This is a genomic window from Paenibacillus sp. HW567, assembly GCF_000374185.1.
GTDB lineage: Bacteria > Bacillota > Bacilli > Paenibacillales > Paenibacillaceae > Paenibacillus_AQ.
The window spans coordinates 5,136,350-5,159,896 of record NZ_KB910518.1; the positions used below are offsets into that span (position 1 = coordinate 5,136,350).

The 23,547-nt window shown below is 53.6% G+C and carries 19 protein-coding genes; 10 read left to right on the plus strand and 9 right to left on the minus strand.

Features of this window, described 5'->3' with window-relative positions; genetic code table 11:
- Positions 1-173 precede the first annotated feature (173 nt).
- The 5 genes from thrC to B212_RS0122755 form a co-directional block, all read right to left on the minus strand.
- Positions 174-1,562, minus strand: a complete 1,389-nt coding sequence (gene thrC, locus B212_RS0122735; RefSeq protein ID WP_019913443.1) for a threonine synthase — start codon at positions 1,560-1,562, stop codon at positions 174-176.
- A gap of 214 nt (positions 1,563-1,776) precedes the next feature.
- Positions 1,777-2,271 (minus strand): CYTH domain-containing protein, encoded by a 495-nt coding sequence (locus B212_RS0122740; RefSeq protein ID WP_019913444.1) that lies wholly within the window; start codon positions 2,269-2,271, stop codon positions 1,777-1,779.
- 314 nt (positions 2,272-2,585) lie between these two features.
- Positions 2,586-3,125: a hypothetical protein gene (locus B212_RS0122745; RefSeq protein WP_019913445.1), complete on the minus strand. Its 540-nt coding sequence runs from the start codon at positions 3,123-3,125 to the stop codon at positions 2,586-2,588.
- A gap of 389 nt (positions 3,126-3,514) precedes the next feature.
- The gene (locus tag B212_RS0122750; protein ID WP_019913446.1) at positions 3,515-5,668 is read right to left on the minus strand and encodes an alpha-galactosidase; all 2,154 of its coding nucleotides are present in this window, start codon (positions 5,666-5,668) and stop codon (positions 3,515-3,517) included.
- Positions 5,669-5,984: 316 nt separating this feature from the next.
- Positions 5,985-8,537, minus strand: a complete 2,553-nt coding sequence (locus B212_RS0122755) for a beta-mannosidase (protein WP_019913447.1) — start codon at positions 8,535-8,537, stop codon at positions 5,985-5,987.
- A gap of 202 nt (positions 8,538-8,739) precedes the next feature.
- Between B212_RS0122755 and B212_RS0122760 the strand changes: the two genes are divergently transcribed.
- The 6 genes from B212_RS0122760 (at position 8,740) to B212_RS0122785 (ending at position 16,049) form a co-directional block, all read left to right on the plus strand.
- Positions 8,740-10,086, plus strand: coding sequence for an ABC transporter substrate-binding protein (locus B212_RS0122760; RefSeq protein ID WP_019913448.1), 1,347 nt, complete (start codon positions 8,740-8,742; stop codon positions 10,084-10,086).
- A gap of 110 nt (positions 10,087-10,196) precedes the next feature.
- On the plus strand, positions 10,197-11,090 hold the full coding sequence (locus tag B212_RS0122765; RefSeq protein ID WP_019913449.1) for a carbohydrate ABC transporter permease: 894 nt from the start codon (positions 10,197-10,199) through the stop codon (positions 11,088-11,090).
- Positions 11,091-11,092: 2 nt separating this feature from the next.
- Positions 11,093-11,926, plus strand: a complete 834-nt coding sequence (locus tag B212_RS0122770) for a carbohydrate ABC transporter permease (protein WP_019913450.1) — start codon at positions 11,093-11,095, stop codon at positions 11,924-11,926.
- A 27-nt stretch (positions 11,927-11,953) separates the two neighbouring features.
- A complete protein-coding gene (locus B212_RS0122775; protein WP_019913451.1) occupies positions 11,954-13,771 on the plus strand; it encodes a sensor histidine kinase in 1,818 nt (605 codons plus the stop codon).
- 29 nt (positions 13,772-13,800) lie between these two features.
- On the plus strand, positions 13,801-15,297 hold the full coding sequence (locus tag B212_RS0122780) for a response regulator (RefSeq protein WP_019913452.1): 1,497 nt from the start codon (positions 13,801-13,803) through the stop codon (positions 15,295-15,297).
- A 14-nt stretch (positions 15,298-15,311) separates the two neighbouring features.
- Positions 15,312-16,049, plus strand: coding sequence for a spermidine synthase (locus B212_RS0122785; protein WP_019913453.1), 738 nt, complete (start codon positions 15,312-15,314; stop codon positions 16,047-16,049).
- A gap of 195 nt (positions 16,050-16,244) precedes the next feature.
- Here B212_RS0122785 and B212_RS0122790 read toward each other — a convergent pair whose 3' ends face one another.
- The gene (locus B212_RS0122790) at positions 16,245-16,610 is read right to left on the minus strand and encodes a nuclear transport factor 2 family protein (protein WP_019913454.1); all 366 of its coding nucleotides are present in this window, start codon (positions 16,608-16,610) and stop codon (positions 16,245-16,247) included.
- Positions 16,611-16,848: 238 nt separating this feature from the next.
- Here B212_RS0122790 and B212_RS0122795 point away from each other — a divergent pair, with 238 nt between their 5' ends.
- Together B212_RS0122795 and B212_RS0122800 are read left to right on the plus strand one after the other, a co-directional pair.
- Positions 16,849-17,601, plus strand: coding sequence for a 3'-5' exonuclease (locus tag B212_RS0122795; protein WP_019913457.1), 753 nt, complete (start codon positions 16,849-16,851; stop codon positions 17,599-17,601).
- A 203-nt stretch (positions 17,602-17,804) separates the two neighbouring features.
- The gene (locus B212_RS0122800) at positions 17,805-18,572 is read left to right on the plus strand and encodes a MerR family transcriptional regulator (protein ID WP_019913458.1); all 768 of its coding nucleotides are present in this window, start codon (positions 17,805-17,807) and stop codon (positions 18,570-18,572) included.
- An 85-nt stretch (positions 18,573-18,657) separates the two neighbouring features.
- Here B212_RS0122800 and B212_RS0122805 read toward each other — a convergent pair whose 3' ends face one another.
- On the minus strand, positions 18,658-19,044 hold the full coding sequence (locus tag B212_RS0122805) for a MerR family transcriptional regulator (protein ID WP_028531009.1): 387 nt from the start codon (positions 19,042-19,044) through the stop codon (positions 18,658-18,660).
- 102 nt (positions 19,045-19,146) lie between these two features.
- On the opposite strand from B212_RS0122805, the gene B212_RS0122810 reads away from it, so the two are divergent.
- Positions 19,147-19,536: a carboxymuconolactone decarboxylase family protein gene (locus tag B212_RS0122810; protein ID WP_019913460.1), complete on the plus strand. Its 390-nt coding sequence runs from the start codon at positions 19,147-19,149 to the stop codon at positions 19,534-19,536.
- A gap of 140 nt (positions 19,537-19,676) precedes the next feature.
- On the opposite strand, the gene aroD is transcribed toward B212_RS0122810, so the two are convergent.
- Positions 19,677-20,441 carry a type I 3-dehydroquinate dehydratase gene (gene aroD / locus B212_RS0122815; RefSeq protein WP_019913461.1) on the minus strand — a complete coding sequence of 255 codons (765 nt, stop codon included), beginning with the start codon at positions 20,439-20,441 and terminating at the stop codon, positions 19,677-19,679.
- A 41-nt stretch (positions 20,442-20,482) separates the two neighbouring features.
- Positions 20,483-21,406, minus strand: a complete 924-nt coding sequence (gene rbsK, locus B212_RS0122820; RefSeq protein WP_028531010.1) for a ribokinase — start codon at positions 21,404-21,406, stop codon at positions 20,483-20,485.
- A gap of 453 nt (positions 21,407-21,859) precedes the next feature.
- Between rbsK and glgP the strand changes: the two genes are divergently transcribed.
- On the plus strand, positions 21,860-23,476 hold the full coding sequence (gene glgP, locus B212_RS0122830) for an alpha-glucan family phosphorylase (RefSeq protein ID WP_019913465.1): 1,617 nt from the start codon (positions 21,860-21,862) through the stop codon (positions 23,474-23,476).
- The last annotated feature ends 71 nt before the right edge of the window (positions 23,477-23,547 follow it).

The following is a 23,547-nucleotide window of genomic DNA, read 5'->3' on the forward strand; positions in this document are numbered from 1 at the left end:
CCTTGGCGACCTATGTAAAGTGTAATCAAGCAAGATGTCCCCTTCGTGACGGCAATATGAACGGAGTATGAACTGACACTAAAAAGCCCTGTCCTCGATCAGAACAGGGCCTTGCGCAAGAGGTTGTATTAAGGTGCCGCAGGGGATACCTGCAAGCGCTGCTTTGTAATGTTTTATTCGTAGAAATTCTGCAACTGGCGTACGATCTCCGCCTTGTCATGCTCCACTACGGTCATGAATTGCGGCATGGAGAACAGGGCTGATATCGGTGCCGGGAACTCCTGCTTGATGCCGGTCAGGGCAATGGCCTCGTCGAATTTTGCCGGATGGGCTGTCGCGAAAGTGATGGCCGTTTCGTCCGGGCCGCTGAACGCTTCATAGGCTGCGATACCGCAGGCCGTATGCGGGTCAAGCAGATAGCCGTATTCCCGCTCGTATTTGCCGATAGTATCAAGGCACATCTGATTCTTAACCCCCAGGGCGGCGAAATCCTGCTGTACCTGGGCAAAAGCTTCCCCGGCCACCGTAATTTTGCCCTCCGTCTGCAGCTCAGCCATATACGCGGACAGCTTCTCCGCATCCTCGTCTACCAGATAATAGAGATACCGCTCGAAATTGCTCGCCACCTGGATATCCATCGACGGGCTGTAGGTTCCGGTGAAGCTGCCTGGCTTGTATTCGCCGGTCAGCACGAACCGTTCGAGAATGTTATTTTCGTTGGTGGCGATGATCAGCTTGTTAATCGGCAGGCCCATCTTTTTAGCCAGATACCCCGAGAAAATATTGCCGAAGTTGCCCGAAGGCACGCTGAAATTAATCTTCTTCTCCGCGCTGCCGTCAATTTGCAGATACGCATAGAAATAATAGACCGTCTGCGCCAAAATGCGCACGAAGTTGATTGAGTTGATCGCCCGCAGATGATACCGTCCCTTGAAGTCCAGATCGGCGAACAGCTCCTTGATCACCTTCTGGCAATCGTCAAAGTTGCCCTCCACGGACAGGTTCAGCACATTGCTGTCGTCTACCGTTGTCATTTGCAGCTCCTGCACCTTGCTGACCTTGCCGTGCGGGTGAAGAATACAGATTTTGATGCCTTCCTTGCCGCGCACACCCTGAATCGCCGCCGCTCCGGTATCGCCCGAGGTGGCTCCAAGGATATGGATAATTTCGCCCCGCACCTTGGCAATATAGGAATACAGCTCGCCCATGAACTGCAGCGCCACATCCTTAAAGGCAAACGTTGGCCCGTGGAACAGCTCCAGCACATACAAGGAATCATTGACTTTGTGCAGAGGCGTTACTTCCGGTGTGCGGAAATTGCCGTAGCTGGTAGCGGCCATTTTTTTGAGATCATCATAGGGAATTTCATCGTTAGTATAGTATGAGAAAATTTCAAGAAACAGCTCCTGGTAGCTAAGGCTCCGCCATTCCTCCAGCTTCTCCGGGGAGATTACCGGAATCTGAGCCGGCACCATCAGCCCGCCGTCATCCGCCAGCCCCATCAGAACCGTATCAATAAAGCCTTTAGCTTGTACATTGCCTCTTGTGCTTATATACTCCATACCTCTCTCATCCTCCTGAACCCCTCTTTATTTAACCTGCTGATACACGCTGCTTAAGCTTAATCTACATAGTAACACGTTTAAGCGTTAAAGTCCGTTACTTCTGTGTCAACTTTTGCGGGAAAATATAGGGCGTGTCTTTTAACGGGTATGCCGCCATTCATCCGCCAGCCGGGCGTACACTGACCTCGAACACCATCAGCACGCATACTCACTATTTGTTCTGCAGATCTTTCCATACGGTTTTGTTGCTGTACTTCTTCTCCACGCTGATATCTTTGCCGAACCATTCCGGGGCCGCGAAGGACTCAGCTTCCTCCATAGAATCGAACTCCACCTCAAGCACCGTAAGCTCAAGCTGGGTGTAGAGGTCAATCTCAATAGTAGTTCCGTTCCATAGGCCTGTAATGCGCGTCTTCACCAGCGGCACCGCTTTTACCGCCTCAATCATCTGATTGTACAAGCCCTCCGAGATGTAATATTCGATCTCCTTGCGGCTGATGCCTTTGCCATCCTTGAAGGTATGGGTATATGTAATCTCGCCCGAATCCAGATCGGTGATCTTGCGTACTCTCAGCTCCTGCCCGTCCTCCATCGCAAGATAGGTCTGGTCAATGCTGTGCCGGGTAAGCACCTTCACCTGACCTTCCGCAATCAGCCCCTCCGGGTATTCCGGCAGCAGGAATTTGCGTTCAATCTCCATGCCCATGCTGTGTCTCTCCTCTGTGTTTCAGTGATATAAGCTAAACTTAGGTTTTTCATATTGGGGCTGGTCATAATTACGGGGAATGTTTGGACTTCCGGCCGCTGTTATGTTTATGTTTCGATTTCCTGATTTTAACCGCTATTTGCGGTAGAAACCCAAACATAAAGGCGGACGCGTTCGCTCCGTAAGTATCCAAGCTCCCCCTCCATGACCTCGCCCTTTTTTTGATTTCATTATAAAGTTCAGCTTATATAGTCTTTATATTATTTATCATCATAGGGGCGGGTCATACGCAAGTCAATCGGTAACCCGAAATCTTATGGGAACAGGCCCTCGATCGAGTGCATATCATAATGATTGATGATTTTAAAGGACCCGCTGCTGTACTTATCCTTTCTGTCATGATCAAAGATGTAGATGTACTTTTGATCATCCAGTTCAATGCTGAATCTTAAGTAATTGTTTACATCAATTTGAATCGAGTATCTATTGGTATAATTGCGGGAAGCATCGGAGCTTCTTAATTTGACATCGGCAAAAGCGCTCATGATTTCTGCGATTTTCGCTTTATCGGTTACAGTGACTTTGACTCCATCGGCCGCCCCCTTCGCGGTTCGGGTAACTGCAATAGAGGTAATATCCTGCAAGTGGATGCGCCCGGATACCCGGTCCTCAAAGGAGCTGAACATCTGCACGAGCGTCCCCACCCAGTACACGACCATTCCAAGCAGGAAAATCGTCAGAAATATCTGCGTCAGCGTCGGCTTCTTCCACATTCTCGGATTCCCCCATGTCCCAACCCTCTTCCGCTCACCCCGATTTTCCGTCTGCTCTGCTTCGTTCCCCTGATCCACCATAGCCGCCCTTCCCCCCTCCTCCGAAATCAAGCAACACTTCCATTATATACAATATAGTTTGTCAAAAAAACTTTCACCCCCGCCGCGTTTCTGCTTGCCAGGTGATAGAGTGTCAAAACCCGGTCCAAGCGTAACTGTAGTTCGTACAACTAAAAAGGCTGAAATTGACGCTAAAACGGAGTTAATTGCACTTCATACAGCTAAATATAGCGCTTTTCGGCAAAGGAAGGCCAAACGCCTCTTTTAAATGTACGAAATACAATTATCTCTAAAAACAGGCGGTAACGCAGCCTTTTAACTGTAGCAAATACAATTACCGTGGGGGCAATCACCCTTACAAAAAAAAGGAAGCCAAGTCGCCCCGGCCTCCCTTTTTTTCAGACTGCTGTTTAACCTTGCGCCGCCAGCCGGTAACATCCGCTTACATAATCCCGCTGGATGTCCGGCAGCGTCAGCCCCGCCTGCATCAGGCGGTCGCCGCCGTAGACTTCGCCGCTATCCGCGAGGCGGTAGTCGAAATCCGGGTTCAGTCCGCTGAGCAGCAGCGTACGGTGCGCCGGGTGCGGCACCGCCATCACCCGGAAATAGTAGACCAGCGCCTCACGCTGATCATCCGAGACGAACATCCAGGCCGTCTCATTGCCTTCGAACGGACTTTGCAGACGGTACAGATTGCCCTGCTGCACCAGGCTGCGGATCTCCTTGTAGTTCGCCACCTGCGCCTTGGCCAGCTCTTTCTCCTCCGGGGTGAATTTGGTCAGATCCAGCTCGTAGCCGAAATTACCGGACATGGCGACATCGCCGCGGAAGGAGAGCGGCGTAATCCGCCCGACCTGATGATTCGGCACAGCGGAGACATGCGCGCCCATCGCGCTAACCGGATAGACCAGACTTGTGCCGTACTGAATTTTCAACCGCTCTACCGCATCGGTGTCATCGCTGGTCCAGGTCTGCGGCATATAGTAGAGCATGCCGGGATCGAAACGCCCGCCGCCGCTGCAGCAGCTCTCGAACAGAATATGCGGGAACGCAGAGGTCAGACGCTCCAGCAGCTCGTACAGCCCCAGCACATATCGGTGTGCCGTTTCACTCTGGCGTTCTGCCGGAAGCTGCGCCGAACCGATCTCTGTCAGGCAGCGGTTCATATCCCATTTGATATAGGCTACCGGAACGGTAGAGAAAATGCGGCTGAGCGATTCAAAAATATACTGCCGCACCTCTTCCCTGGTGTAGTCCAGCACCAGTTGCCAGCGAAACTCGCTGCGGCGGCGGCCCGGAACATGCAGACACCAGTCCGGATGGCTGCGGTACAGGTCGCTGTCCGGCGAGATCATCTCCGGCTCGACCCACAGGCCGAACTTCAGGCCGTGGCCGTTCACCCGCTGTGCCAGATCGGACAGGCCGCCGGGCAGCTTACGCAGATCCTCGGTCCAGTCGCCGAGCGAGGAGTTATCTGCATCCCGTTTGCCGAACCAGCCATCGTCCAGCACGAACAGCTCGATGCCGAGCTTTGCGCCTTCGGCGGCAATCGCCTCCAGCTTCTCGGTGTTGAAATTGAAATAGGTCGCTTCCCAGTTGTTCACCAGGATAGGCCGTTCCTTGTCCCTGTATTGCCCTCTGCTCAGCCGCGTCCGGTACAGGCGGTGATAGGTTCTCGACATTTCCCCGATTCCCTGTCCCGAGTAGACCATAACGGCTTCCGGGGTCTGGAACCGCTCGCCCGGCTCCAGCTTCCAGGAGAAATCGAACGAATTCAGCCCGATGACCAGGCGGGTCATCCCGAAGGAATCGACCTCCGCTTCGGCTTCGAAGCCGCCGCTGTACACCAGGGAGAAGCCGTATACTTCCCCCCGGTTCTCGTCCGCGCCGGGCTTAGCCAGCGCAGCAAAAGGATTGTGCTGGTGGCTGCTCATCCCCCGGCGGCTCTGGATTGTAGTACCGCCCTGCTCAAGACGTCTGCGGGTGATATTACCTTCCCGCGACCAGGCGCCGGAGAGGTAGATCATCTCCATCCCCGCTACCTGGAAATCAACAGAGGCGCTCAGCGCACGCTGCAATTGCAGCGGAGACGAACCGTCATTTACAAATTCCACGGAACGCGCGATTACATCCAGTTCCTTGTATACCGTATAGCGGAGGATCACGTTCAGCTTGGCGTAATCATCGCGCAGCGTAAGCTCCAGCGTATCCGCTTCCTCCGCCGACTCCACATAGACTGAGGGCAGTCCGGCGAGCGCCGGTTTCCCTTGCAATACGCGGTATCCCTGGTAACGCAGCTCAGTGATCCTTGTTCCATCCTCAAGCTTCGCCTGATACGCGGGCACGCGGAAATCCCCCGTGCCGTACTGCGGGTATTCCTGCGGCAAGCGGTCAAGCGAGCCGCCGGTCACCAGCGGGTGCAAGCCCTCCAGATTGCTGCTGTGGCGCAGCTTGTTCCCCCAATAGACATGCGCCGGATAGTCATTGACCAGCTCGATGATGTAGCTCATGCCCTTGCTTTGCAAATGGAATATCCCTTTATCCTCCTGAACCCAAATCGCCATAGTCTTATTTCCTTCTCTCCTGAACGTTATATCCGTTGAACTATAGATTTTCATATTGGGGCTGGTCGTAACTGCGGGGAATGTTTGGACTTCCGGCCGCTGCCCGCCTGCAGATTTCTTGATTGTTACCGCTCTTCGCAGTGGAAATCCGCAGACAAAGGCGGACGCGTTCGCTCCTACAGTTCCAAACTTTCCCTCCGTCACTTCGGCCCTTTTTATTTTTCTTAAGTTCAACAGAATCAACAACAGTACACTTCAATTAAGTCTATTTCAGAAACAATGCACCCAACGCTCGGCTTCAGGAAGCCTCCCTTACCTACAGCAGACTGCCGTTTACATAATCCGCCATCGAGTGAATCTCCAGCCCCTTCGGCGCAGCCGGAATGAAATCCTCGGCCGCGTTGCCGCGCAGGAAGAATTCCACGGTCTTCGTCTCGCCCGGAAGCAGGTCGAAGAAGTTATCCGAGAAGATTCCCTCCTCTTCTGCTGTCAGATACACCCCTCTAGCCAGCACATCGCTGGTTACCGTGAAGCTTAGTCCGCCGCTGCCCGGAACCTCTTCCACCGCGAGAGCAGGTGCGGTCAATGCGATCTCCTTGGCGGATACGAAGTAGTGGCGCGAATGCGCCAGCAGCACATCACCAGCCAGGAAAGACGCGGTCAGCAGCACCCGCCCGGGATCGCGCCCCTCCAGCAGCCCGGCAAGACCGGCTGTAAATACAATCCCCGAGGAATCCGCTGCCAGCGTCACCCGCTCGGACCATTCCTGCAGCACTGCGCCGCTTGAGTCCTGCAGCCGGATTTGCAGCACACCGGCAACAGCTTCCTGCCGGTCGGACACGGCATGCACCTCAAGGTTCTCCCCGTCAGCGCTGACGATGGAGAGCATTAGCTCCTGGAAGCTTTTGCGGACCGTGTATTGCAGTGCCTTCCAGCGGCCGTAATAATCCATGCTCGCCCAGGAGGCTACCGGCCAGCAATCGTTCATTTGCCAATACAACGTGCCCATGCAATAAGGCTTGTTTCTTCTGTGGCTTTCAATGGCAATCCGCATCGCTTCTGCCTGAAGAATCTGGCTCATGTAGAGGAAACCCCTGAAATCCTTCGGCTGCGGCAAATAGATATCCATATACTCCTTAATCAGCAGGTTGCCGCGTCCGTTCTTCTGGTGGGCCAGCATAACCTCCGATTCCAGCTCCATATCGCTCTCTTCCGCGTAGCTAAGCACCGATTTCAATTCAGGGAAGGACTGGAAGCCGTATTCACTCATGAAGCGGCCTACCTTGTCGTTATAGTTCTCAAACGGCTCGCTGGAATGCCACACGCCCCAATAATGGACATCGCCTTCGCCGGCAATCCTTGTCGCGTGCTGGTTGGCATCCCCGGTAAGGTCCCGCAGCGGAGAAGATGCCCAGTAATCTACATCCGGGTGACCGGCAGCCACAGCTTCCGGCAGAATATGATGGAACACGGCTTCATAATCCTTCCACAGGGTCTCGCGGATATCCTGACTAAGCTTCTCCTTCCATCCCCAGCCTATGTTGTCCTCATAATGCGCCCAGGCCGAATCCATCTCATTATTGCCGCACCACAGGGCAATACACGGATGATTGCGCAGTCTCCGCACGTTATACTCGGCTTCCTCCCGCACACTCTTCAGGAAATGCTCATCCCCGGGATACATGCTGCACGCGAACATGAAATCCTGCCACACCAGCAGACCGTATTCGTCGCACAGCCGGTAAAAAACATCCTCTTCATATATACCGCCGCCCCACACCCGCAGCATGTTCATATTGGATCTGGCCGCCGAGGCGATCTCATGACGGTAGCGCTCCTCAGTAACCTCTGTGGAAAAACTGTCATTCGGAATATGATTAGAGCCTTTGGCAAAGACCCGCACACCGTTCAGCTCAAAATAAAACGACGCCCCCCGCTCATCCGGCTGCCGGACCAGCTTGATTTCCCGCAGGCCGGTAGTCACCTCTGCCTGTGCTATAGCTTCCCCGCCTTGCAGAAGCTCTGCGCAGAACGCGGTCAGATTAGGCTCCCCCAGTCCGGTACACCACCACAGGCGGGGCTGATCCACTACAGCCTCCAGCTCCAGAATCTGCTTACCCGGCTGTACCGAGACAGACTTCATCCATTCCTGTCCGCCGGAGCTGATCCGCAGCAGCCCGTCCCAGCCTGCCGGCGAATCCACCTCTACCACCGCCGTCAGTCTGGCTTCAGCGGCTGTAACCGCATTCTGGCGGATATAAAGATCGCTCACCTTCACACTGTCCCGGCCTTCCAGCACCGCCTCGCGCCAGATGCCGCTGGTCACAAATCTCGGACCCCAGTCCCAGCCATAGTGATAAGGCGCTTTGCGGGCAAATACGCTGATCTGCTGCTCCCCGAGCCCGCCCAGCTCCGATTGGTCATTAGGCGCCGGAAGCGCATAGCCAAGCCGCTCCAGCTTCGGCAGATCCTCCTGCACCACTGAACGGAATCTGACCCGGATTTCATTGTCACCCGTTCGCAGCAACGCTTTCACATTCACGGTCCAGGACCGGAACATATTGTCCGCAGAGAGCGCATGGATATCATTTACGAAAATATCAGCGTATGTGTCCAGTCCGGCGAAGACCAGTTCAGTCACCGCAAGCCGCTGCCATTCCTCATCTAGCTGCAGGACTGTCCGGTATTCCCAATCCTTTTTGTCGATCCATTGCAGCTCATGCTCGTTTTTTCCATAAAAAGGCTGCGGGATAAGTTCATTGCGAAGCAGATCGGTATGCACCGTTCCCGGCACGGCTGCCGGCAGCCACGCGTCATCACCGCAGGCTCTAAATTCCCAGTTGTTCAATTGAAGTTGCATTTGTTTCATGGGACCTCCTAAAATACGAATATTAATCGTTTTCACATTCATTCTATTTTGTTATCTTATTGTTAGCAATACACTAATTATATTATTTCAAACAGAATAAATGAAGACAATAAATAATAAACCGCTCCATTTCTCAATGGCAAACTCATCGTTATAATAAATGATGTAAACGCTAACAATAAAACGAAAAGGGGACAACGCAATGAGAAACAAGTTATTTTCGTTATGTTTTGTTATCATCATGATTTTCTCTCTATCCTTGACAGGCTGCGGCTCCAATGGCAACAATAACGCCGCTACAGCCACCGACAAGCCTGCTGAGTCTACAGCGCCAGAGAACACCGGCGGCGATGCGGCGGCGACCACCGAACCGTCAGCGGCCAGCGGCTCCGAACTCAGCGGCAAAATTACCTTTCTCACCAACAGAACCGACATGATCGGCAAAGAGTATGACGAATATGTAAAGCGCTTCAATGAGAAATATCCGAACATCAAGGTTGAATTCGAAGCCTCCCAAACTGACTACAACCAGCAAGCCAAGGTCAGAATGGCGAGTGGCGAGCTGCCGGACGTTATGTTTGTCCCGACCATCCCGAACTCCGACCTGCCGAAATATTTTGCCTCACTGGACGATCTCGGCCTAAACGATAAGATTACCTTCAAAGATTTCAAATCCTACGAAGGCAAGCTCTACGGAATTACAACCGGTAACTCCACCTCCGGTATCGTCTACAACAAGAAAGCCTTTGCCGATGCCGGCATCACTGAAATCCCCAAGACCTGGGATGAGTTCCTCGCCGCCTGCGAGAAGCTGAAAGCCAAAGGCATCATTCCGCTTGCTTCCAACTTCAAGGACAAATGGCCGCTGAACGACTGGGTCTATGCAGTACCGCGCATCATTGAAGGCAAACCGGACTTCCCTAATGAGAAGCTGCACACCGACACTCCGTTCACCATGGATAATGGATACGGCAAATCACTTAGCCTGTTAAGAGAGCTGAATGAAAAGGGCTATCTGGAGAAAGACATCAACTCCACCAACTGGGAACAGTCCAAGAAAGACATCGCATCCGGCAAGTTCGCCATGTACTTCCTGGGCAACTGGGTCATCAATCAAGTCATCGGCGCAGGGGCAACATCCGACAACGTAGGTTTCTTCCCGCTGCCTTATGACAACTCGGGTACACTGACCGCACCGCTTAGCCCTGACTTCTTCTATGCGGTAGCCAAGGACAGCAAAAATGTAGACGCTGCCAAAGCCTTCGTGAAATGGATGATCGAGGATTCCGGTTATGAGGATTTTGCCGGATTCATCTCTCCGCTCAAAGGCAAGGAATCCAAGCTGACCCAGCTCAAGGAATTCCAGGCTACCGGCGTAACGCTGCAGGAAGGCACTGTTGATGATGCCAAGGTTACGGAAATTACCAATAAGGCACAGCTCGACCTGCCGGCTATGGCGCAGGAATTTGTACTCGCCAAAGATCCGCAGACCGTATTCGACAAATGGAACAAAGCCTGGGCCAAGGCCAAAAAGGAACTCGGCTATTGAGCTAAGACTCACCTGCACAGTGAGGCCACATAAACATGGCGCAAAATGGATTATCGCCTTCACGGATAATCCATTTTGCCGTCAATAGCTTAAGGAAAGAAGGTCAAGCCATGTTCGGAACGTTATCCTATAACAAACAGAAGACGATCATTATCATCTCATTCCTGCTTATTCCGCTGCTGCTGCTGGCTACATTCACCTATTATCCGGCGCTTAAGCTGATCTACTACAGCTTCACGAACTGGGATGGCTATAGCCCCGAGAAGCCCTGGGTCGGTCTCGACAACTACCGTGAGGTGTTCAGCAATCCTGATATCTTCAAGGTGTTCGCACATAACTTTGCCTATTTCGTCATGGGCATTATCCAGAATATAGTAGCGATTTATTTCGCCGTCGTGCTGAACAGCAGGCTGCGGGGCCGCAACGGCTTCCGCATTATGCTCTTCCTGCCCTACATTATGAACGGTGTCGCTGTCGCGTTTATGTTCGGCTATGTCTTCGATACCACGAACGGTTCGCTGAATCTGTTCCTGAACAGCCTTGGGCTTACCCATCTGGCAGAGACCAGTTGGCTCGGGACCGAAGGATTGGTCAACTATTCCCTTGCTTCCACCGGCTTCTGGCGTTTCATGGGCTACAACATGGTCATTTACATCGCCTCCCTGCAGGCCATCCCAAGCGATATTTATGAAGCGGCCAAGATCGACGGCGCAGGCTCCTTTCAGACACTGTGGAGAGTCACCCTGCCGAATATGAAGGCCGTGATCCAGCTCAATCTCTTCCTGACCGTGACCGGTGCGCTGGAGGTGTTCGACCTGCCGTTCGTACTGACCAAAGGCGGCCCTGCTGGCGCCAGCCAGACTTATGTGCAGCGCGTAGTGGAGACGGCATTCGCTTTTAACAATTACGGCCTGGCATCGGCGATGAGCATCATTCTGCTGTTCTTTGTCGTTATCGTGCTGCTGGTGCAGCAGCTCGTTCTGAGCCGGGGAGGAGACAAGTAACTATGACACACACCAAGTTCCGCTTCACCGATGTTATCAAATACTTATCGCTCCTGATCGGGGTCTTTGTCGTCCTCTTTCCCCCTTATGTAGTGGTGGTCAATGCCTTTAAATCTACGGATGAGTTCAACTCCAGCAGCTCTATGGCACTGCCCAAGAGTTTCTTGAACTTTGACAACTTTGTCGCCGTCTTCCAGCGCGGGGGTCTGCTCAGCGGCTTCGGCAATGTCCTCGTCATTATCATAATTACATTGACCCTGAACATTCTGTTTGGGACAATGGTTGCGTACGTGCTGGGCCGCTTTTCTTTCAAGCTGAAGCCGATTGTGTTCGGAGCTTATCTGGTAGCCACCATCATTCCCAGCATAACCACTCAGGTTGCGACCTTCGGCATCATTAAGAATATGGGACTATACAACACGCTCGGCGCCCCCATCGTGCTCTATATCGGCGCAGACGTGATCCAGATTATTCTGTACCTGCAGTTTATCCGCAACATTCCTGTCGATCTCGACGAGAGTGCGATGGTAGAGGGCGCTTCCCTCTTCAAAATCTACCGCTCGATCATCTTCCCGCTGCTGACTCCGGCCACGGCGACGCTGGTTATTCTGAAGACGATCAGCATTTATAATGACATGTACATCCCTTACCTATATATGCCCAAACAGAGCCTTGGTGTGGTCACCACCATCCTAATGCGTTTCCAGGGGGTCAATTCGGGGGAATGGAACCTGATCTGTGCGGCGATTCTGCTCATTCTGCTGCCTACAGTGATTCTGTACTTTTTCCTGCAGCGGTATATCTTTGAAGGCGTAACGAGCGGCGCGGTCAAGTAAGCGGCATGTACGGAGAGGAATAACAGCATGGTGTCTGCCCTTCTGAGGTTTTTTCGCAAAATGTGGTGGTTCCTGGCCAATCTGCCGATGGAGCGGAAGCTCATTGTCGTGTTTGTGTTTCTCATTTCCATACCCATCACCTATGTCAGCTATATGTCCTCCCGCTCCATGTTCCACTCCGTTCTGGAGAGCACTACCGAAAGCGCGGGGCAGATGACCTCGAACGCTTCGGATACCATGGACCGCTACGTGGCCGACCTGAAACGGTACACTTCTCTGCCGCTGTACAATACCGACGTGCAGTTCTACCTGGCCGAGCCAAGCACCGATTGGGAAAAGAATACCGCGATGTCAATGTTCCTCAGCTACCTGAAGCACACCAAAAACGAGATTCTGGCCGTCTATATGGCAGACCAGCATGATACCATTTTTTATGACAGGGCTGCGGGCATCAATGAGATTTTCCCTGCGGAACGGCTGGATTCATGGAAACAACTCAGCGAAGCGGGCGGAACATCTGCGGTTGTACAGGGCAGACATAGCATCCGGGTGAATTCGTCCGAGCACCGGGAAGTCTTCAGTGTACTGCGTACCATTAAATCCGTGAGCACCTTGAACAATATCGGGATTCTCGTCTTTGATATTGACATCAACCTGTTCAAGGGCATTGTGGAGCCGGTAAATGCCGTTACCCAAGGCAGCACCATGGTCGTGGATGATCAAGGGAAGCTGATCTACGCGGGTGCAGGTATAGAGGGCGGGGCCAAGGAAGAGCAGGCTCACACCAGACAACTGCTGCTGGCTCAGGCCAAGCTGGCTCAGGGGCATTTTCAGATTAAGCTGGATGGGCAGTCTTATCTGGCTGTATATACCGTATCGAAGCAAACGGGCTGGACCACAATGGTTACCATTCCCCTCTCCCGCATCCTTTCGCCGGTGGAGAAAAACCGCAATACGCTCATTCTGACAACGCTGGCGATTATCGCATTCGCTCTGTTCGTGGCTACCATTATTTCATACGCGCTGACCAAGCCCCTGAAATCAATGGTACGGCTGATGAAGCAGGTGCAGCACGGCAACCTGGAGGTGTGGCTGCATCCCAAATACAACGATGAGATCGGCATGCTCGGCAGCCATTTCAACCGGATGATTGTGCGGGTCAAGGATTTGCTTCAGGAGGTCTCCATTACGGAGAAAAGAAAACAGAAGGCCGATATGCGGGCGCTTCAGAACCAGATCAACCCGCATTTCATATACAACACGCTGGAATCCATCCGCATGCTGGCCGAGGGCAGTGATGATCCGCGCGTAGCGGAGCTGACCTATCTGCTGGGACTGCAAATGCGCTATGGGCTGGTCCGCAGTGAAGAGAGGGTCACAATCCGCCATGAGCTGGACCATGTGCAGAATTATCTGGACCTCCTGCAAATCCGCTTCCCGGACAAATTCAGGCTGCGTATTGATGTGCCCGAGACCCTGCTCTCCCTCCCCGTCATCAAGCTGGTGCTCCAGCCCATTGCCGAGAACGCTGTCTTCCACGGCCTTGAGCGGAAGGAAGGACCGGGTACACTTAGCATCAGCGGCCGGGAGGAGAACGGCAAAGCGGTATTTTGCGTAGAGGATGACGGCGTCGGCATGGATGAAGACACTCTGCGCGCCTTGAACCACAGCTTGAGCAGCGGGGCCGACGGTGAAATGTTCGGCATTGGGCTGCGGAATGTGAACGAGCGCTTACGCCTGTATTATGGCCCTTCGTTTGGCCTCAGTGTAGAAAGCGAGCCTGGCAGAGGCACCCGTGTTACCCTGCGGATGGATAACCTCTCTGCCCGTCTTCATGAGGGATAATCCAAGTAGTCAGAAGGAGGCGAGCTGGATTGCTGCGCATTGCAATTGTAGATGATGAGATTCTGATCCGTGAGGGGCTGGCCCGGATGGTCAGCAAGGAGAGCAGCGGGTTCCTGGTCACCGGAACCTACGCTGACGGCAAGCAGTTGCTTGACGCCCTCCCCGGTCTTCAGGTTGATGTAGTCATTACAGATATTCGGATGCCGCAAGTCGACGGGCTGGAGCTGATCAAACGCCTCAAAGCCGGATATCCGCACATCCGCACCCTGCTGATGAGCGGCTTTGTTGAATTTAATTATGCCCGTGAGGCGATCCGCAGCTCGGCTGTAGACTATTTGCTGAAGCCGATCAACAAAGAGCAGCTCTTCGAGGTGCTCTACCATCTGGACGAGGAGCGGAGGCAGCAGCGCGAGAAGGAGGAACACCAGCGCTCAGGGCTGCTGCTCTCCCTGCTGCATGTTGAGCAGCCGTCTGCGGTTCTGCTGAGCGGCCTTACCTTACCCCTGCCTTACTTCAACGTGCTTGTGCTCAAGGGCAGCTCCCGGGAAGCCGTCTGCATCTGTTCAGACCGTCTGCGGCAAGGGAAGGGGATATTGCTTGACGCGCTTGAGGTGCAGAAAGGGCACTATGCATGGATCTGGTATTCCGCTGAGCCGCTTAACGCTGCCGAACTCGCGATGCTCGGCGAGCCTCTCCTCGCCGCAAGCGGCGGACAGCCGCTGCATGCCGGAGCCAGCCGCTCCTACAGCGATCCCGCCATGCTGAGAGCAGCTTACACGGAAGCGAAGCGGGCCTGTGATGCGGGGATTTACAATCCGCAGCCGCTGCATTATATTACAGTTCAAGAGCTTGAAGCTTCGGGCAAAAGTCTGAGCGACCCCTTCACGTCCTTGCGCGGGCCGCTGATCCATGACTTGCAGATTCTGAATGTGCCCGGGGTGCTGGAACGGATTCATGCCGCGTTCTCCGTACTGGAATCTCAGATGGCCTCCCCTGATCAGATTCTGCGGGCTTGCCGTGAGGTTGAGGATACGGCCCGCAAGGAGCTTCAGGAATTCGAAGCGATGTACCGCAGCAGCGGCGGGCTTGCCCTGGAGGAGCAAATCGCGACCTGCATGAGCTTTGGCGAGATCAGGCGCCTGTTCACCTCCGCCATCTCGGAAGCGCTGAGCGCCATCCGCGCCCATCGTCTGGAGCTTTCCGGCACCGCCGTTGAGAGCGTGAAGCGCTGGGTAGCGGCCAACTACAGCCAGCACGCCGATCTGAACATGCTGGCGGGCATGGTATTTTTGACGCCAAGCTATTTAAGCAAGCTGTTTAAGCAGGAGACCGGGCTGACTCTGACCGATTATGTGATTGAAATCCGCATCCGCCAAGCCAAGCAGTTGCTGAAGCATGCCCCGGACCTGAAGGTCCATGAAATCGGGGCCGAGGTCGGCTATCCCGATCCCGCCTATTTCAACAAACTGTTCAAAAAAATCGTCGGCATCACGCCGAACGAATATAAACGCATTTCAATAGTGTAAGGAGATTGATCCCTTTGCAGCCATGGTTAAGCTCAGCCGGTGACGGGCAGGAAATCCAGGTGTATGATACGACAGAATTATATGGCGAGAAAGGCAAATTCCGCGTGCTGCAGTTTTCGGGGGATGCCATTCAAGGCGCGCTCGATCTGAACTCCCCCCGGCGCGTGGTCTTTGAATATCCGCGGGCGATGATCCATCTCATGGAGGCGGGCGAGCCTTTTTTCGAGGATGTGTTCGTCATTGGACACGGCATCGGAACGATTGCCAGGTACTTCGCAGAGAAATCGTTTAAGATTGCCGAGGTGAGCGCAGAGGTCGTAGAACTGAGCAGGCAGCATTTTGGCTACAGCCAGGATAATGTTGTCGTCGGTGACGGACGCCGCCTTCTGGAAGGCGAGCCGGACCGCCGCTATGACTTCATCCTGCTGGACGCCTTCACCAAAGATGGCACTCCGCAGCACCTGGTCTCCAGCGAGTTCTTCGCCCTGGCCCGCTCCAAGCTGAACAGCCGCGGCTCAATCATCATGAACCTGATGGGCCGCAGCGAACAAGACCGCCTGATAAGCGCCATCCACACGACACTAAGCGAACACTTCCCCCATATCAAGGCCTTTGCCCTCCCCTCGGAAGGCACCGCCGACATCCGCAACATCCTCATCATGGGCAGCAGCAAGCCCATCCGCTACCAAGCCCGGCAAATGGCCGGCTTCGTGGAAATCACACCCGGGCAGGGGCATGTGATCCGGGACTAGATATTGTGCACACCAAACAGAGAAAGAGTCCTCATAATGAGAACCCTCTCTTTGCTGTGCTGGCAAGACGTGCTGCGGTTAACCGTCGAAACCGGCTGTAATTCCAGCCACTTGGACTAAGCCTTTCCCCGTTCAATCAGGTCAATTAGGGGTACTTTTTTCACATACGCCCTATTTTGCTAATGACAGCGGCTGTTAATTCCCCACCCAGGCCGGAGTCCCTTGATGAAAAAACATCTGCCAGCGCCCATCCTTGAATTTCCATATAGAGCTGCGGAGGGTCACCCTCCCGGTTTCAGCGTTACAGGTCCGGTAAGTAGCCAGCACGGCCCCTTCAGACAGCGAATGAAGCTCGAACCCGCTTAGGGTCATCCTCACCACACCCGCGCCTCCTTCACCAGTCATGTCTTCCTTACGCCACACCCTGCCGGAGCTTCCGAACTCCACAAAATCATCCGTCAGCAAAAGCGCCAGCTCTTCCGGTGATGTCCGTACCTCCGCGCTCAAGAGCAGCTTTTCCAGCCCGCAGATATGCTCTTCCAGCAATGCTTTCTCTTCCATAACAATACCCCCTAATCTACTTGTAAACTACATAACGGAAGCCCATTTCCAACTCCGGATTTCCGTTCACTTCTCCCTATATCCCCCACCTATTCGACACCCCATTGCCCTCCTCCCTCCATACCAACGGCAGAATCCCTCTGATTTCCCCATTCATGCGTTTTTTTTGCTAAAATAGAATTGTCGGCGCATTTTCAAGGAACAATTGGCGCCAGTCACTGAAACGGAGGCCTCACCTGTGGATTATATTATTCTGGACATCGAATTCAACGGCCGCAAATTTGCCAGCGAGCACCCAATGGAGGTCATTGAGATTGGAGCCGTCCGGTTAGATGCTTCACTGCAAGTTAAGGATGAATTCTCGGCTTTGATCAAACCCATATACTTCTCTACCCTGAATTCCTTCATCAAGAAAAAAACCGGCATCCCGCAAGAGGATATCGACGTGGCTGACCGCTTTCCCAAGGTTATCACCGCTTTCCGGGCCTGGCTTGATCAGAGCAAGGACGGCGTGCTGCTCCTGACCTGGGGCGGCGAGGATATGAAACGGATCATTCAGGATATCCGCATGCACAAAATGGACGATGCCTACTGGCTCGCCGCCACCTACTTCGATCTGCTCAAAGGCGTGCTCCGCGCCCGTGGGCTTACCAACGATATCAGCGTCGAAGGGGCGATGGCCCTGTTCGAACTGGAGCCTTCCGGGTCCGCGCACCGTGCGCTGGACGATGCCAAGATGACCGCGGAGATTTTCCGCGCCGTCTTCCCTGAGCTGGACTTCGAGCGTTCCCAGCATTATGTGGACACCTTCTCCAACGCCAGAGAACGCAAAACCGTCAAGATCGCCATCAAAGCGATGAAAGCGCAAAAGATCGCTCCCACCTGGGAGCTGGTGGCCGAGCATTACTTCCCCGGCGAAGACGCCTTGGCTGATCCCCGGAAGCTGGCGGAGCTGCAGGCTTATTTTACGGCACAGCTCGGCAAGAAATAGAAATATAGAGCAGCCACATACTCTTCACATGATCGCGGCAGTTTCCTAAGTGGACATACTAGGGAGACTGCCGCTGTTTTTTACTCTCCCCCCAAAATTAATGTTTGACATTGCCGCAACGTAAAGGTGTAGATTCATTTTGTAAGCATCTGCTTGCACTTTAGGCAGCGTATACGCTGAGAATAGTTTGGAGGCTGAAGCGAATGGAATACACGGTGCAAAAGCTCGGGCTACTTGCGGGAATCAGCACGCGGACACTGCGGTATTACGATGAGTTTGGCATTCTCAAGCCGGCGAGAATCAACTCCTCGGGGTATCGGATCTACGGCCAGGCCGAGGTGGACCGCCTGCAGCAGATTCTTTTTTACCGGGAACTGGGGTTAAGCCTCGAAGGGATCAAAGAAATCATTACCGCCCCATCCTTCGACGGTGCCCATGCCCTGCGGGAGCATCATGACAGGCTGCTTCAGCGCAGACAACAGCTTGATACGCTGATCCTGAACGTTGAGAAAACACTGGCACAAGCCGAAGGGAGAATAACCATGAGCAATGAAGAGAAATTCGCAGGCTTCAAGCAAAAGCTGATTGACGATAATGAACAGAAGTATGGGCAGGAGATCCGCAGCAAATACGGTGATGAGGCTGTTGATAGATCAAACCTCAAGCTGAAAAATATGACCGAGGAGCAGCACGCCGCTGTTCAGCAGCTTGAGGGGGAGATGTTCGAAGCCCTGGAGCAAGCGATGGAGGAAGGCGATTCGGCAAGCGAACTGGCGCAAAAAGCGGCTGACCTGCACCGCCAGTGGCTGACCTTCTACTGGGACACCTACTCTAAGGAAGCCCACGCAGGCGTGGCGCAGATGTATGTTGATGATGAGCGGTTCACCGCTTATTACGACAAAACCCGCCCCGGCCTGGCCCGGTTTCTGCGGGATGCCGTACATGTCTATACCGGCGCGAAGCAGGAATAACGGATACGGACCCATAGGGAGTGCAGCAAAACACAATTTGTAATGTGCAAGCCTTTGAGCGGCAGCGGACATTTCCGCTGCCGCTCTATTTTACAGCCGAAACCTCTCCCTCCTCCATTTCTTTATAATACTGAATTTTGCCGGCAAGCTTCTCCAGATTCTCGCTAAGCTTCCGCACCTGCTGCTGAACCCTGCTCTGGTGGGCTTCCAGCATAAGCCGTCTTTCTTGGACGGTGGACGGGCCTTGACTGCGCAGATCGGAATAACGCTTCATGTCACGGATTGGAATATCCAGCTCCCGCAGGAGCATCAGAAATTGCACCCAGGACACATCCGCCTCCGAATAGGCACGGTAACCCTGTTCATTCCGCGCCACTCCCTCCAGCATGCCCACTTTCTCGTAATACCGCAGCGTATGTGCCGACAGTCCCGTCAGCCCCGACATTTCCTGAATCGTAAGTAAGTTCTCCATAACCAGATTTTATCACATACTATTTGCGCTTGCATTAGAGCGCGCTCTAAGCTGTAACCTTAGTTCAGCAACAATATTCCTTATCAAAACGGAGGTAATTTTATGACTGCGGAACGTTATGAACGCGGATGGAACAAACTGATGGAAGTGGATGGCACAGGCGGAGCAAATGTAATAAACTCGCTGAAGGATATTTCTCCCGATCTGGGGCGGTTTGTGATTGAATTTGCTTTTGGCGATATTTATTCCCGTGAGGGGCTGGATTTGCAGCAGCGGCAATTAGTCACTCTTTCCTCACTCACTACACTGGGCGGCTGCGAACCTCAGCTCACCGTTCACATCAATGCTGCCCTTAACGTGGGGCTCTCCCCTAAAGAGATTATCGAAGCGATTCTTCATTGTACGCCTTACACGGGATTTCCGCGGGTGCTGAATGCCACCTTTGTCGCCAAAGAGGTATTTAAGGAACGGGGAATTGCTCCACAGGCATAGCAGATTATCTGAAAATACAGCAAAAGACAGCCCCTCTACCGGAGCTGTCTGCATTTCAGAATATTCGGGTTACACTCTTGCGAACATACGCCACGCTTGGTTAAAAGCTCGCGGGATTATACTATGCGCTAATCCCGGCACTACAGGCTGCGGTGCAGCAGCTCCAGCGCTTTGCGCAGCTCCGCCACAGCCACCTGACCCGGGGCCGAAGGCTTATGCGCCGCTCCGAAGGTCAGCGCGGAGCCGAAGATTTCCCCGGCCAGGCGGCTGATAACCCCTTCTCCGGCCATCGACATCGTAATGATCGGCCGGTCCGCATACTGCTCCTGCATCGTATTCGTCGCAGCCAGCAGGGTCAGCACATCGCCTGCATTTTGCGGCATAACGGCAATCTTCGGCAGATCGCCGCCAAGCTCCTGCGCCCTGCGGAGCCGGGAGACCATCTCCTCCTCAGATGGCGTTCCGTCAAAATCATGATTCGAGACAATCACGAACACCCCGCAGGCATGCGCGGCGGCAATCAGTCCGCGGACATCCGCTTCCTCGCCGGCCAGCTCCACATCAATAATATCCACATGTCCGCTCCCGGCTGCGGCCTGATTCAGCCGGATGTAGTATTCTGCGCTGATTTCCCGCTCGCCGCCTTCTCTGGCACTGCGGAAGGTGAAGATCAACGGAATATCCGGCAGGATGGCATGAAGCTGGTTAAGCATGCCCAAAACTGCCGCAGGCTCCTCCACCTCCGTGAAGAAATCGCTCCGCCACTCCACCAGATCCGGTGCCAGCGCCTTTAGCGCTTCCGCCTCCTCTACCAGCTCGGCTGCCGTCGTTCCGACAAGCGGAACACAGATTTTCGGCATTCCTTCACCAAGGGTGATATCTTTAACTGTTACCGTGCCGCTCATTTTGTTCAGCTCCTTATGGTTCAGCGTTTCTCTATATAAAGTTACCTTTCAGCAGCATCCCGCAGGAATTGCTCAACCTCCGGCAAATAGGGCAGCGATGAAACCGCGCCCTGCTTGCCGACAGCCAGCGCGCCGACGGCATTGGCGAACCGGACCGCCTCAGCCAGCGCTTGTCCGCCAGTAAGCTGCACAGCCAGCGCCCCGTTGAAGGAATCCCCTGCGGCTACAGTGTCCACAACCTGTACAGGATAACCGGGAATATGCATACTTCCGTCCTTGTTCACGATCAGCGCACCCTTGGAGCCGAGCGTTACAATGACGTTCTGCACTCCCTTTTGCAGCAAAATCCGCGACGCCTGCTCTGCATCCTCTACACTGTTCACAGCCATTCCTGCCAGTATCCCCGCCTCCGTCTCATTTGGAGTCAGATAGGTAACATGCTGCAGCAGTTCATTACTCAATGCCCGTGCCGGAGCCGGGTTCAGAATGACCGGAATACCATAGCTGTGCGCCATCGCGGCAGCATGCTCACACATGGGGAGATCCGTCTCAAGCTGCAGCACGATTATGCCCGCCTCCTTGATCACTGGCGCAAGCAGCGCAATGTCACTTACACCAAGCCCCATATTCGCGCCAGGCACGACAATGATCCGGTTTTCCCCCTCCCCGTCCACGACGATGGATGCAACGCCGGTAGAATGCGTATCACTCTGCACAATATGCTCTGTATTGATCTTCTCCTGCCGCATCACCTCAAGCAGTTCGCTTCCAAAAGCATCCCGGCCGACGCTCCCGATCATCGTCACCTCTGCGCCCAGACGCGCTGCGGCAACCGCCTGATTGGCTCCTTTGCCGCCCGGCGAGAGCGCAAAGCCCTGTCCAAACAAGGTTTCTCCGGCCTCCGGTGCACGCTCCGTACGCACCACCATATCCATATTCAAGCTTCCAATTACGACTATATTCAACTTGGTCACCATCCTAACGTATTCCACTCTATCTTAACTGGGTTTACCCGGTTTTATCAAACTTCTTATTGCATTTGAGATTATTTGAACTTTAGATTTTCATATTATAATTTGGCCGTAACTGCGGGCGAATGTTTGGACTTCCAGCCGCTGTTATGCCCTAATTTCCTGATTTTAAACGCTGTCCGCCATTGAGCCAGTGTCAGCCACCGTGTCATAACCGGTCAACAAATGCTCATTACCGTCGCTGTCACCTTCACCATTGCCGTTGCCGGATCCAGCTTATTTTCTTTTGAAAACTTACGTATGCTTTTTGCCGGCAGATATGCTAGAATAGGTGTGGAATCGCTTTCCAGATCAACTTGCGCTCTATTGAGCAAACGTTTGCACCCTAGATTAAGCCTGCAGCAATGCCAGTTTTTTATTCCAAATCGTATTTAGGAGGCTTATCAAGTGAACCAGAACCAATTACCGTCAGTAGCTTATTTCAGCATGGAGTACGGACTGCATTCCGACTTCAAAATGTACGCCGGTGGCCTGGGCATTCTGGCCGGAGATTACATCAAGGGTGCCAAGGATATTGGAGCTCCGATCATCCCGATTGGACTGAAGTGGAAGCAGGGCTACACGGACCAGAAGATTGATGCAAACGGTAATCCTTACGACTCCTATCACAATTACATCTATGATTTTCTTGAAGATACAGGGGTGAAGGTCACCGTAAAGGTCCGCAAGATTGATGTGGTCTGCAAAGTGTGGCGAACCGATCATTTTGGCAACAATCCCTTGTATTTGCTTGATACGGATATTCCCGAGAACGGCGACGCCTGGATTACGGGCCAGCTCTACGGCTGGTTTGGCGAGGAACGGATTGCGCAGGAGATTGTCCTGGGGATCGGCGGGGTAAAAGCTATGCGCGCGCTGGAGATTCCGATTGATGTCTACCATTTCAACGAGGGACATGCGGCACTGGCCGCCATCGAGCTGATCCGTGAAAAAATGTCCGGCGGCAGCACCTTTGAAGAGGCCTGGAAAGCTACGCGGGAAGAGGTTGTGTTCACTACACATACGCCGATTAAGGAAGGCAACGAGACTCATCCGCTTGACCGGCTGGAGTATATGGGCGCTTTTAACGGCCTGACCCGCAGCCAAATGGAACGCATCGGCGGTGATCCGTTCAATATGACGGTGGCCGGCCTGCGTTTGTCCCGTATATCGAATGCCGTTGCCCAGTTACATGCCGATACCGCCAATAAAATGTGGAAGGAAGTCGCCGGCAGATCGGAGATCATCGGCATCACCAATGCCATTCATACCCCTACCTGGGTGGATGAACGGATCACACGTACCTATGAGAACGGCGGCGACCTGTGGGCTGCGCATAAGGAGATCAAGGGTGAGCTGATCAGCTTCATTAAGGAGCGCTCCGGCATTTCCCTCAATCCCGACAACCTGCTCATCGGCTTCTCCCGGCGGGCTGCCCCCTATAAACGCAGTGACCTGATTTTCTCCCAGCCGGAGATTATTGCACCATATTTGGAAAGCGGCAAAATTCAAATCGTCTTCTCAGGCAAAGCACATCCTCTGGATGACACCGGCAAAAAAATCGTCAGCAACCTGGTAGCAATGATGAAAAAATACCCGAAAAGCGTCGTTTTCCTGGAAAACTACGATATGACCATCGGGGCACAGCTAACCCGCGGCTCCGACATTTGGCTGAACAATCCGCGCCGTCCGCTGGAAGCCAGCGGCACCTCCGGTATGAAGGCCGCCATGAACGGCGTCCTGAACTGCTCAATCCTCGACGGCTGGTGGCCGGAAGCCTGCATGGACGGAGAGAACGGCTGGCAGATTGGAGATGGCTTCGAGACCTCAGACTTTGCTGTGCTTGACCAGCATGACAGCGATGCTCTGTACGATACGCTCTTGAACCGGGTGCTCCCAACCTTCTATGAGGATAAGAAAAAATGGGCACAGATGATGCACAAGAGCATCGAAACCACCCGTACCGAATTCGCCAGCAAACGTATGCTCGATGAATATTACAACCGCATGTATATCAAAGGTTAAGATTCGGCCACTCCGTCCCGTCTGCTGCTGCTATAGCTGCAGGCGGGATTTTTATATGCTGCTGGTAAAGG